13 protein-coding genes and 1 riboswitch are annotated in these 12,025 nt (G+C 40.3%); of the genes, 2 read left to right on the top strand and 11 right to left on the bottom strand.

The window, feature by feature from the left end:
* Positions 1-19: 19 nt before the first annotated feature.
* From PQ478_RS06195 to PQ478_RS06160, 8 genes are all read right to left on the bottom strand, one after another.
* Entirely contained in the window at positions 20-799 is a 780-nt protein-coding gene (locus tag PQ478_RS06195) for a thiazole synthase (RefSeq protein ID WP_031311355.1), read from the bottom strand.
* A 5-nt stretch (positions 800-804) separates the two neighbouring features.
* Positions 805-1,002 carry a sulfur carrier protein ThiS gene (gene thiS, locus PQ478_RS06190; protein ID WP_075684268.1) on the bottom strand — a complete coding sequence of 66 codons (198 nt, stop codon included), beginning with the start codon at positions 1,000-1,002 and terminating at the stop codon, positions 805-807.
* A 27-nt stretch (positions 1,003-1,029) separates the two neighbouring features.
* Entirely contained in the window at positions 1,030-1,647 is a 618-nt protein-coding gene (thiE, locus tag PQ478_RS06185) for a thiamine phosphate synthase (protein WP_075684267.1), read from the bottom strand.
* 78 nt (positions 1,648-1,725) lie between these two features.
* A riboswitch (TPP riboswitch) is annotated at positions 1,726-1,834 on the bottom strand.
* 75 nt (positions 1,835-1,909) lie between these two features.
* The gene (locus PQ478_RS06180) at positions 1,910-3,016 is read right to left on the bottom strand and encodes a YqgU-like beta propeller domain-containing protein (RefSeq protein ID WP_289236166.1); all 1,107 of its coding nucleotides are present in this window, start codon (positions 3,014-3,016) and stop codon (positions 1,910-1,912) included.
* A gap of 234 nt (positions 3,017-3,250) precedes the next feature.
* Positions 3,251-4,666, bottom strand: a complete 1,416-nt coding sequence (gene aspA / locus PQ478_RS06175) for an aspartate ammonia-lyase (protein ID WP_012958216.1) — start codon at positions 4,664-4,666, stop codon at positions 3,251-3,253.
* Between the two features lie 138 nt (positions 4,667-4,804).
* Positions 4,805-5,734: an ROK family glucokinase gene (locus PQ478_RS06170; protein ID WP_049779914.1), complete on the bottom strand. Its 930-nt coding sequence runs from the start codon at positions 5,732-5,734 to the stop codon at positions 4,805-4,807.
* A gap of 98 nt (positions 5,735-5,832) precedes the next feature.
* A complete protein-coding gene (locus PQ478_RS06165) occupies positions 5,833-6,015 on the bottom strand; it encodes a YqgQ family protein (protein ID WP_289236165.1) in 183 nt (60 codons plus the stop codon).
* Between the two features lie 19 nt (positions 6,016-6,034).
* The gene (locus tag PQ478_RS06160; RefSeq protein WP_012958213.1) at positions 6,035-6,547 is read right to left on the bottom strand and encodes a hypothetical protein; all 513 of its coding nucleotides are present in this window, start codon (positions 6,545-6,547) and stop codon (positions 6,035-6,037) included.
* Between the two features lie 216 nt (positions 6,548-6,763).
* Here PQ478_RS06160 and PQ478_RS06155 point away from each other — a divergent pair, with 216 nt between their 5' ends.
* Entirely contained in the window at positions 6,764-7,159 is a 396-nt protein-coding gene (locus PQ478_RS06155) for a YueI family protein (protein WP_083633591.1), read from the top strand.
* 65 nt (positions 7,160-7,224) lie between these two features.
* On the opposite strand, the gene PQ478_RS06150 is transcribed toward PQ478_RS06155, so the two are convergent.
* Entirely contained in the window at positions 7,225-8,688 is a 1,464-nt protein-coding gene (locus PQ478_RS06150; protein ID WP_075684261.1) for a spore germination protein, read from the bottom strand.
* Between the two features lie 124 nt (positions 8,689-8,812).
* Between PQ478_RS06150 and PQ478_RS06145 the strand changes: the two genes are divergently transcribed.
* Positions 8,813-9,697, top strand: coding sequence for a hypothetical protein (locus PQ478_RS06145; RefSeq protein WP_012958210.1), 885 nt, complete (start codon positions 8,813-8,815; stop codon positions 9,695-9,697).
* A gap of 7 nt (positions 9,698-9,704) precedes the next feature.
* On the opposite strand, the gene PQ478_RS06140 is transcribed toward PQ478_RS06145, so the two are convergent.
* Both PQ478_RS06140 and PQ478_RS06135 read right to left on the bottom strand, forming a co-directional pair.
* Positions 9,705-11,243 carry a rhomboid family intramembrane serine protease gene (locus PQ478_RS06140; protein ID WP_289236164.1) on the bottom strand — a complete coding sequence of 513 codons (1,539 nt, stop codon included), beginning with the start codon at positions 11,241-11,243 and terminating at the stop codon, positions 9,705-9,707.
* The gene (locus PQ478_RS06135) at positions 11,244-12,008 is read right to left on the bottom strand and encodes an HAD family hydrolase (RefSeq protein ID WP_289236940.1); all 765 of its coding nucleotides are present in this window, start codon (positions 12,006-12,008) and stop codon (positions 11,244-11,246) included.
* Between the last annotated feature and the right edge of the window lie 17 nt (positions 12,009-12,025).

Genomic DNA, 12,025 nt, shown 5'->3' with positions numbered 1-12,025 from the left:
TTCACATCCTCTTTTGTTTTTATCGCGAAATGAGGGACTCATACCCGCTGCTTGCTGTCGCGTACTTCTTCTTTGGAATTCTGCCTGCTTCATAAGATGCACGTCCTGCCTCAATCGCAAGCTTCATTGCATGAGCCATTTTCACCGGATCCTTCGCTTTTGCTACGGGCGTATTCATTAAGACACCATCAACCCCAAGCTCCATTACTTCAACGATATCTTTTGCAGATCCTAAGCCAGCATCTACAATAATCGGCACGTTAGAGTCTTCTGCTATTAAGCCAATATTGTACGGATTTAATACACCAAGCCCTGTACCAATCGGCGCACCTCCAGGCATAACGGCAGCTGCCCCAGCCTCTTCTAATTTACGGCATAAAATGGGATCATCTGATGTATAAGGAAGCACAACAAAACCCTCATTTGCCAACGTTTCTGTCGCCTTTAGTGTTTCGATAGGATCAGGAAGCAATGTTTTTTCATCTGCACTAATTTCCACTTTGATCCAGTTACTGATCCCTGATGCCTTCGCTAGTCTTGCAATGCGGATTGCTTCTTCTGCATTACTAGCTCCTGATGTGTTCGGAAGATAAGTAAATGAATCTTGATCTAGATGCTGCAGGATCGCATCCTCACTCGGAGCATCTAAATTCACACGGCGAATCGCAAATGTTAATACTTCCGCTTCTGATACTCGGATTGCTTCATTTTGAACAAATGGATTGGGATAACGCCCCGTCCCAAGAAAAAATCTTGATGATAATTCTTTACCAGCTATGACTAACTTTGATGATTTCATTGTCATCATCCTCCTCCAACAAAATGCACTAATTCAATCTTCATACCTTCTTCTACTTTCGTCTCGGCCCAACTGTCTCGGTCAATGATCTCCCCGTTAACCTCAGTTACGACCAGATGCTTTTCTAATTGATAATGCGTTACTACATCAAGCAGCGTGTCAGCTTGAATCGTTTCCTTTTCACCATTAATGATTAATTCCATCTGTCTGCCTCCTTCCTTTCTGTAAGATTACTTGAGGATTTCAATAAATTTTTCGCACGTCCCTTTAACATCATCTGCTCCGACAATCTCACTGATCATACAGACACGCGTGGCACCTGCAGCTAATACTTGATCGACATTGTGCAGCTTGATCCCGCCGATTGCTACAAACGGAATTGTGATTTCATTGGCCACTTGTTGAATGTATTGGGTTGTCACAGGATCTACTACATCTTCTTTACTTTTTGTTTCAAAAATTGGACCGACTCCAATATAGTCTGCTCCACCTGCTTCAGCCGCACGGGCTTCTTCGATTTTATGCGTAGAAATACCAATGATTTTGTCTGGACCCATCACTTTTCTCGCTTCAGCCAGGGGAAGATCGTCTTGTCCTACATGAATACCGTCTGCATCTACAGCAAGCGCTACATCTATATGGTCATTTACGATAAATGTTACATCGTGTTTCTTTGTTAATTCACGTAATGCTTGAGCTTTTTTAAGCACATCAATTTTTTTACTTTTTTTATCTCTTAATTGAATAATATCGACTCCGCCTAAAATAGCTTCTTCCATTACTTCAATTAAGTCACGTCCCTGATGAAATTCTTCTCCGGTAATCGCGTATAGTTTAAAATCTTTCATTCTATTCACCCCTATATGATTTCAGCATATAAAAAGCCGTATCCCAAAAACGCATGGGACACGGCTACATATGATTCACTCATTTGCAGTCGACTTCCCTACGCTGGTACGAACCAGATCAGGTACAAGGGTAAAAGGAAACTACCTTTTTCTCAGCCTGCTTAAGCGGGCACCCCTAGCCTTCTACAGCTTTTTATTTAGTTGATTACACCCCTATTATGACAGAGTGCATAAAAATTGCAATGATTTAACGGGAGCTTTCTTAAAATAGGGTTACCTTCTCCTTATTTTTAAGCTCCATCACTTCCTCGAGCCTATTACCAATCAGCATTTTCCCTCCATTTGGGGAGAGCTTAATTGGCAAATGATCTTCAAGCTCGGTAATGCTTACCTCAGCATTCGTTCTTGGATTGTATTTCAATAAATTGTAGCCATCTTCGTAACTGAAATAGTCTCCGCTGTACTTTGGTCGTAAATAATAAAAGTCCCCTTCATCCGAGTCGTACATATGAAAGGGAATCCACCACAAATCAGAATACGTATTTAAAATCGGCATCTCAAGTTCACTTATTTCTTCTGCACCTTCTGATTTAAATGTATACGTTGTATACAGTTCATACATGGAGTCAACTGAAACCTCGAGCTGAGTGTGATCACTATAAGACATAAAAGTAATAAGCGGCTTTTCCATTTCTTCAGCCTCACCTGTACCTAGATCATATAAAACAAGCGGTGCCTCATAATTAGGTGCTGCAGCGTCCCAATTTAAGTAGGCAATTTGAGTTTCATTTACCCATTGGAAATACGTTTGCGGGATTTCTATTGCGGTCACTGTCTGTTCATCGACATTGACATGAAACACGTCAAAATTCCAATCAGGCAAATACGTAATGAGCATCATCTCACTAGGCTTGTAAGGATTCCAATATACTGTATAACTATCCCCAAAGTGTTGAAGCTCTAGCTGTCTATTTCCTTCTGCATCAATCACATACATTGAGGATTGGTCAAATTCATCATACGTAACAATTGAAAATAACGTAAGGTCCTCGTTCCCTTCCACCTCTGTAATCCACTCTTCCGTTTCAAAGAAAGGTTCCTCAAGGCCAGAATAAAGATGATATTTTTTCAAGGTAGATAATTGGTCTTTCTCCTCAACATATAAAATTGTATCTTCATCAAACCACTCACTAATCATTGCTATACCGTTTGATTCTTGGATGGGTTTTATCGTATCACTCTGAAAATAAGAGGAGGACGCAGCGGGCTTTGGTGTTAAATTAACAGTGGATTCGGGCAGGGGCTGACTTTCACGGGAACAACCAGCCAAAAGAACTACAAACAACAAAATAATAATCAAACGCCGCATATTCCCCCTCCTTTCTTTCTAGTATTTTCACATTATCGCATGGGATTGATGGAACAACAATAATCTTAGAGCATTATTTTGTGATTTATGTAGGAATTTTTTTCATTTTCTATCCAATTAAATTCTAACCTCTACTTAATTAGACGTTTATTCAAGTAAAAAGTTTCACAAAACGCATTAACGAAATAAAAAAAACACATTACCACCTAAAAAGGGATAATGTGTTTTTTAGATTTAGCCGTAAATAAACCTTGCTCCTGCAATTCCTGGATTCGTCATTTCTTTAGGATCGAGAATTTCATTTAGTTCTTCTTCTGTTAAAATGCCTCTTTCCAGACAAATTTCACGAACAGGACGATCCGTTTGAATGGCTTCTTTTGCAATACGTGTCGCCACTTCATATCCTACATGCGGATTAATCGCTGTAATAATCCCTACACTGCGCTCAACCATCTCACGACAATGCTCAATGTTTGCTGTAATTCCTTCAATCGCATATTCACGGAATACTTTCATTCCATTTTGTAAAATCGACAGCGATTGTAGAAGGTTGAATACAAGCACCGGCTCCATGACATTTAGCTCAAGCTGACCTGCTTCTGAAGCAAGGCTGATCGTTTGATCGTTTCCTATCACTTGGAATGACACCTGGTTCATTACTTCACACATCACCGGATTCACTTTTCCTGGCATAATAGATGAACCTGGCTGTCTTGGCGGCAAATTAATTTCATTCAAGCCTGTCCGCGGTCCAGAGCTCATTAGGCGAAGGTCATTTGCAATCTTTGATAAGTTAATCGCCATAATTTTCATCGCACTTGATAATTCTGTATACGCATCGGTGTTCTGAGTCGCATCAACTAAATCTTCTGCAGTTTCAAATGGGTGATCTGTAATATCAGCTAAATACTTAGAAACTTTATCAATATATTCAACTTTTGCATTAAGTCCCGTTCCTACAGCAGTTGCTCCTAAATTAATTTCATACAGGTGCTCGACTGAGCGAGTTAAGCGGCCTAGGTCTCTTGTAAGAACTCGTCTATAAGCACCAAATTCCTGTCCTAAGCGAATAGGCACCGCGTCTTGCAGATGAGTTCGTCCCATTTTTAAGACGTCATCAAATTCTTTCTCTTTTTCATGCATCGCTTCGATTAACTCATTTAATGAATCCGTAAGCCCTTTAGCTAAGTTTAAGCTTGCAATGTGAATAGCCGTTGGGAAAGCATCATTTGTCGATTGCGCCATATTCACATGTGTGTTTGGACTTACTTTCATATACTCGCCTTTTTCCCCGCCTAAAATTTCAATCGCACGATTAGCAATGACTTCGTTTGCATTCATATTGAATGAAGTACCGGCACCGCCTTGAATCGAATCGACGATAAATTGATCATTTAATTTCCCTTCAATGACATCTTCAGCTGCAGTAATGATTGCATCGGCAATATTTGTTTGCAGCACTCCAACATCACGATTGGCCATAGCTGCAGCTTTTTTCACATAACCAAAAGCGCGAATTAATTCAGGGTGCGGAGGATATCCTGTGATAGGAAAGTTCTCACGTGCCCTCATCGTTTGAATACCGTAATAAGCATCCTTTGGCACTTCTTTTTCACCTAATAAATCGCGTTCCGTTCGATAGTCAGTCATTGTTGTTATTCGTCCTCTCTGTCCGTTCATATCTTTTTATTTTTTTATAATCTTCCTGTAGTCTTATTAGTCTTAGCATGACCAACAAAACGGTGGTCATGTATATGAGTTGTCCTATTTTATAGTATGTAGCAGCTCTTAATAATGTGTCTGATTCAGCTTTTGTTTAGCCAGCCAAGCACCGCCGATTACACCTGCATCATTACCTAAAGTCGCAATTTTAAACTCGGCACTGCTCGCCACACGTTCTAATGCATACTGATTAAAATAGGTTCTTAGTGGCTCAAGTAATGCATCGCCAGCTTTTGATACTCCGCCGCCAATGACAATTTTCTCTGGATTTAGTGCATTTGAAAGGTTCGCGATTGCTACGCCAAGATAAGAAGCCGTTTCATCCAATACTCGTTCTGCTAAATGATCGCCTTTAGCAAGTGCTTCAAATACATCTTTTGAAGTTAAAGAACCTAATGTATCAAACTGTTCCTTTAATAAACTAGGTTCATTTGATACGGCAACTGCCTCAGTAGCAAGCCGGGCAATACCTGTTGCAGAAGCAATCGTTTCTAAGCAGCCTGTTTTCCCGCAATTACACGGAGCACCGCCCTTTGTAACAGATGTAATATGGCCGATCTCTCCAGCCATCCCGCTAGCACCGTGAAGGATTTGTCCATTAGCGATAATACCGCCACCAACACCTGTCCCAAGCGTAACGCAAAGAAGATTTTTGGCACCATCACCAGCACCGCGCCACATCTCTCCTAATGCTGCGATATTTGCATCATTATCAACTGTCACAGGAAGGCCTGTTTCCACTTCAAGCCGGTCTTTAAGAGGGAAGTCTTTCCACCCAATGTTAACAGCTTGATAGATAAATCCTGTTTCCATTTCAATAAAGCCAGGAGCCCCCATGCCGATCGCTGCTAAATGTTCTTTTTCTTGGTTTAGCTCGTTCAATTTATGATCAATGGATTTTGCAATATCCATCGTGATATGAATTCCGCCATCCTCGGTATTTGTTGGAATTTCCCATTTTGATACAATTTCACCGTATGAAGTAATGAACGCCATCTTAATTGTTGTCCCGCCTAGGTCAACACCTACATACCATTTTTTCGTCGTTGTACTCAATCGTTATACTCCACCTTTACTATTCTGTTTTTTCATGCTTAAGTTTTTTCACGTCTAATAAGCAGCAATGCCTTTTGAAATTTTTCTGCTTCAATCATTTTCATTTCATACAGTTCACGAACTTCTTCTTCCATCAACTCTAAGTCAACAGCCCGCTCTCCCGTATAAATAAAAATTCCATATTTTTTAAGCAGCTGCATCACGTCAAATAATGTGTTCATGACGCTCACCTCGGACTCATTATAACAGCTTTATGATGGTTACGAAAAGAAGCCAAATGAGCGGTAAGTAAACAATGTACGAATAACGCCATAACAACGCTTGAATTTGCTGCTGAATAAACAATCCGAGACATATGGCACAAAAAAATAAGATTGCCGCACTTACTGTAAAAAAAGTTCTAAGTTCTACAATTCCCCATTCAAAACCCATCACAAAAAACAACGAAGATAATAAGATAAGCACAATCGGTCTTCCGTGCCCAAAAAAACCAAATGTAGGATGAAAATTTGTGACAGAGGCAATAATGAAAAGGAAAGTTAGGATAACTATAATGATCTCAATAAAGCCAAAAGCAAACCAGCTTGTGACAAACATTCCGCTTAGCATGCCTAAATAAGTTAATACGCCAAAGACAAAACTAAATAAAATAACGTGCATTAACTGTGGCGGCTGTTTAGGTGTACTTAAAAGACCGCCTAGCGTGAACCCTAAAGCAAAGACAAAAAATAACATCATTATTCCAAACCACATTCCAACCTCTCCCCTCGTTTATTTAAGGAATGTATATTAACTGCATGTAAAATGCTTATTAAGGTATTTCATGATCCTAAGCATGGAAAATGAAACCTACGTCAAGCTTATTTCGTATACGTAGTAAACCTCTCTATGCTATGATATGTCCATTGTCCAAATTAAGGACAAGAAATCATCAAAAGGGAAGTCAGAACTAGGAAAGAGGGATCCATCATGGACAAAAAAATGAAGGAAGTACTCGATCACGCTATTTACGGAACACCTGAATTAAAACCTGAAGAGAAAGCATTGTTCCTCTCCAATTTCGCTGAAAGAATTCATATTGCCCTAACAAAAAGCCAAGTGATGAAAACTGGTACATACGCAGAAGTCATTCAGCTGATGAAAACGAAACAAAACCTCAAACTTTTCTTAAATGGAAATTTATCTTATAGCATTTATTCGAATTACATTAAAGAAGCAAATCAACAATCAGTCCCTTTTACAATTGTTACTCCAACATCAGAAACACCATTTGGACTTGTTCTTGCTGATGCTGCAACTGCCATCAGCAAAACGTCTTTTGTCATCGAGGATGACTGGTACAAGCAAGATATGAACGAACTATAAAAAAAGCCTCAGTCTTGTTATTTGACAGACTGAGGCTTTTTCCTGAGATTTTTTTCTGATTCCTTTTACCGATCGGGGTCCTGTGGATGCAGAGAAACCGGTCGTCTATTTTTAAGCGGCATGGGCGCTCTAAATAAAACATCGCGCATCGCTCTTACGTTAAATGGGATAAACGGCCATAGATAAGGCATATCAAGCACTCTCGTTCGGACAAGCAGCAGGATCCATAACGTAACTCCTACTAAGTAGCCGCCTAAGTGGAAGGCAGCTGCACTTATTAAAAGAGCTACTCTAATAAACCGGTTAGCAAGACTCATTTCATAACTAGGTGTCGCAAATGAACCTACAGCAGCAACCGCTAGATAAAGAACGACTTCCGGTGAAAATAATCCTACATTGATTGCCACTTCACCTATTAATAGAGCAGACACTAACCCTAGTGCTGTAGCTAAGGCATTAGGGGTATGTATGGCCGCCATCCTCAACATTTCAATTCCTATTTCCGCGATCAAAAATTGAGCAAATAATGGCACGCTGCCAACTTCCTCTGAACCAATGTACGTGAGCGCTTGTGGTCCGAAATTGTCATTTGTCGCAAGCAAGTACCATAGAGGAAGCAGGAAAATCGAAGCCCAGACCGCAATGAAACGTACTAAACGCAAGCCGAGACCAATCAAAGGCTTCTGTCTGTACTCCTCTGCATGCTGCATATGATGCCAGAATGTTGTCGGACTGATCATCACACTAGGAGAGCCGTCCACCATGATAATAATATGCCCCTCAAAAAGATGGGTGGCAGCTACATCCGGACGCTCGGTATAACGCACAAGTGGATAAGGGTTATAATGATGCCCAAAAATAAACTCCTCAATTGTTTTGTCTCCCATCGGCAGGCCGTCGGTATCAATTTTTTCTAATGCTGATTTAATTTCTTTTACATACTTGTCATCAGCAATATCCGCTATATAGGTAATCGCTAAATCCGTTTTTGAGCGTCTTCCTACCTGCACATATTCAACCCGCATTGTTCGATCGCGAATACGTCTTCTGATAAGTGCCGCATTCATAACGAGCGTTTCGACAAATCCATCTTTCGAGCCTCGTATGACTTGCTCTGTATCTGGTTCTTCAGGTCCACGTACAGGATACTCTCTTGTATCGAGCAAGATAACGTAGTCGCATCCTTCAACTACTAATGCTGCTGGTCCTGCTAGTACTTGGTCTACTACATTATCTAAATCATCAGTCGTTTCGATCTCCACGTAAGGAATTCGGCTTTTTATTAATTTATCGAGCGGCTTTTCATTAAGCATGCTTTCTGTGGTCATTGATAGCTCACGCTGAATTTGCGTTAAAGCTGAATCTTTTGCAAAGCCATCAACTAAAAAGAGTCCCATCTGCCTGCCGGCATGTTCAAGCTCCAAGTAGATAATGTCAAAACTATCGTCTACTGCTAGTTCTTTTTTCAAAAAAGATATATTTTTCGTATACTCATTTGAAACTCGATGTTTGACTTCTGTATCACCCATATAACCACCTCCAATGTCTTCCTCATTATTTGCAAAAGTTGGTCATACCATGCATCTAGCTCATAATTGCATAAGTACCTTCATATACATGAGGCAACCGTTTGTCCAAATGGAGGGGCTTATTATGAGAAAACGAACGATCTTACTAACAGTATGTGCGGCAGCTCTTGTCGTCGGCTTATTTTTATCTATTTACGGAAAGCCAAATTACCTGCGTGAAACGTTAATAACCTTTCCGATCGATCCTAATGCAACCTATACCGAAGCAAGCTCAAACTTAGAATTTCTGCAGTCGACGGATGAAGATGAATATAAGCTAAGATGGGATACGTTGTCCGTACTTAATGAAGAAGCGGCAATTAGACAAGATGTTTCTCTTTTATTTGAAGATGGGGTATTAAAAGATACGATGTCTAAGTGGGAAGAAAATACGGAGCTTTTAGCACAGCAAAAAGAAGTATCAGCAGAGGATAGCGGCCACTATGAAGTGATCACATTCCATCATGCTGAGCTTAGAAGACCGAATAACGAATTTAGAAGCGCCCAAGCTATCAGCTTTGATCAGCTTTATGTGATTGACTCGCCGCTAAGTCCGCTTCATGCTTTTAAGATTCCAGAAACAGCTGAGGATAAAGAGAGTAAACGAATACTTGACTATATTTTAGAGCAGCAGCAAACGTATGACTGGGATGATCTGTTTGAATACTATCAAATTCCATCATCACAATACCGACGGATCCCGCTTACGAAAATAGATACGTATCAATCAGAGTCTATTCCTGGTTTAACGATGGAGGAGACAACTAAATTTCTAGGGGGGCTTTGGGAAGGATTATATAAAAACTATGTATTAGGAATCGACCTTAACGGCACAGCAGTAAGCCCGATAGGCAGCACCGTGCCGTTAATCGTTATTCCAAAAGAAAATCCAGATCATGTATTTATTTTATTTAGAACAGCTGACGATACACCTATTCAGTTAATGCAATCAATTCCTGCAGCCGAATAGTTATTAGTTAGTCAGTCATTATATCATCATATAATGCTTGATAATCTTCTTCTTCCGGAGCGAGGGCAATGGCTTCTTCTAATGAGGCTATTGCTTCCTCTGTATTACCTAACCTTGAGTGAGTCAGGGCTAGATTGTAGTGGGCCTCATGGAAAGAAGGTCTTAATTCAACGGTTTTTAAGAGCGATTCTCTCGCCTTTTCATACTGCCCGAATTCATACTCTAAATAAGCCATCAAGAAATAAGCCTCAGGATTATCATTCTCCTCTTCTAGAACAGTCTCAATCAATGGGTAGGCTTCATCAAACCGGCCTTCCTGCATATACTCTTGGGCAAGCTGTAATGATAATAAAGAGGACATTTGTTGGTCTTCTTTTATGTGACCTAACCAAAAAAGGCTGAGAGCAAGAATAATGGTGCCTAAGAGGTAAAAAATCTGCCTCGGCCGCCCTTTTTCTTTCGGCAGCTGAACGAGCGCGGCTGCTAGAAAACCGCCAACAAGACCACCAATATGGGCACCGTTATCAATCATCGGCATCACGAAGCCAAAAACTAAATTAATTCCTAAAATGACAAGGACATTCATTCCCATCGTTCTAAAAAACAGTTTAGGCTGTGCTGTACCAAAGTATAAAAGGGCACCAAAGAGGCCAAAGATCGCCCCTGAAGCACCTGCCGCTACTTGCTCATTAAAAGCAAAACTAGAGATCGACCCAATTAATCCAGCAATAAAATAAATAAGAATAAAGCGGCTCGTGCCATACATTCTTTCAACCGCTCCGCCTAAATAAAAGAGCGCTAAAGAATTCATGAATAAGTGGATAAACCCGATATGGAGAAACATCGAGCTAAAAAACCTCCACCATTCCCCATCAAGAATAGCTGGATTATACTTAGCTCCGAACTCAATTAAAGTCAGTACATGAGTACTTCCGCCATTTTGCTCTATGATATAAAACATGACCGCAATCATGATTAAAAGCACATACGTTGCAATTGGTTTTCCGTATAAGAAAAAAGAGCGCTCTTCCTCTTCTTTTTTCTTAGTATGTTGTCTAACCTCTCGCTTCAATCGGCCGATTACGACTTCTGCCATGTCTATATCTTCATAAATAGGGAATGCGAGGATAAGATCTTTTGACAACTCACCGCTCGTTACGCTTCTCTTCTCTTCTAGGCCACTAGGAATCAACACCATTTTCATCATCGTTTGTTGTTTTTTTCCCAAGTAAAAAGGACGTGTAAGATCATCCCAAGAATCCACAGGAGGGTACATCGAAATATAGATATTCTCACCAGCTATTTTCTTTTGCTTTAATTGTTTTCTAAGGAGCTCTGCTCTCTTAACTGTTTCGGTGACATCTTTTCTTAATTGATTTTGCCAATCAAAATCTCTTCTAGCTATTCGAATGATCCGTTTTGGCTTAGAGTTCTCATCCTCAAGCCACACTTCTTTATTTTTTTCATATAACAAGCGGAAGCCTCGTTCTGTTACATAATGATGAACAAGCTGCCAAAAATATAAATCCTGCTTCCACACGGACATCTACCTGCCCCCTCTCCCATATGTTTGAAGCCATACATATAAGTCGCTTAAAGAATGTACATTAGTAACTACATTCACATGGCTCGAAGGCTCTATCTCTCTTGTATTCAAATATACAGCATCCCACCCGGCAGCCACGGCGCCCTCTACATCTTGTTCCCATGAATCCCCTATAAATAAGAATGTATCAGTGTTTAAAAGACTATGCCTCCCCATCTGAAATGTCTGTTCCATCAGATGAAAAAAACGCGGATCAGGCTTTTCTAACCCTGCTTCACTAGAAATAAGGAGATGCTGTTCTTCTACAAATTGATTAAGCCCTAGAGCTTCTATCTTATTTCGCTGGGTAATAGAAGGGCCGTTCGTCAAAATCCCAACCTTTACCCCAATATCCGACAACCATTTTAATAATGGCCCCATCATCGGGTCAGGCTTTGCAAATTGATGGACAATCTCGTAATACTCGTTATGAAAGTCATCTGCTTCTTCCATTTTTACAGGAAGGTGGTGTTCTCTCATCGCTTCAGCATATCGAGCCCTTCTGTAATCAAGCCTGCTCATCCTCTTATGTTCAAGGTCGGGCCAAAAATGATCGCAATAATATTTAAATGTAGTAAACCATGCTTCAAATGGAGGAGCTTGATCAACGGATATCTTCCATTGATGAAGTTTTGTATAGTAACATTGTTTAATCGCACGCTTAAAAGCATACTCATGGTTATATAACGTATTATCTAAATCAAAACATATCGTACTCCACTTCACTTTCAAGATACAATCCT

Origin of the sequence: Alkalihalophilus pseudofirmus (assembly GCF_029094545.1) — a bacterium.
Taxonomy (GTDB): Bacteria; Bacillota; Bacilli; order Bacillales; family Bacillaceae_D; genus Alkalihalophilus; species Alkalihalophilus pseudofirmus.
Note: the sequence above shows the minus strand (reverse complement) of the source record. Positions and strands in the feature narration are given on the sequence as shown.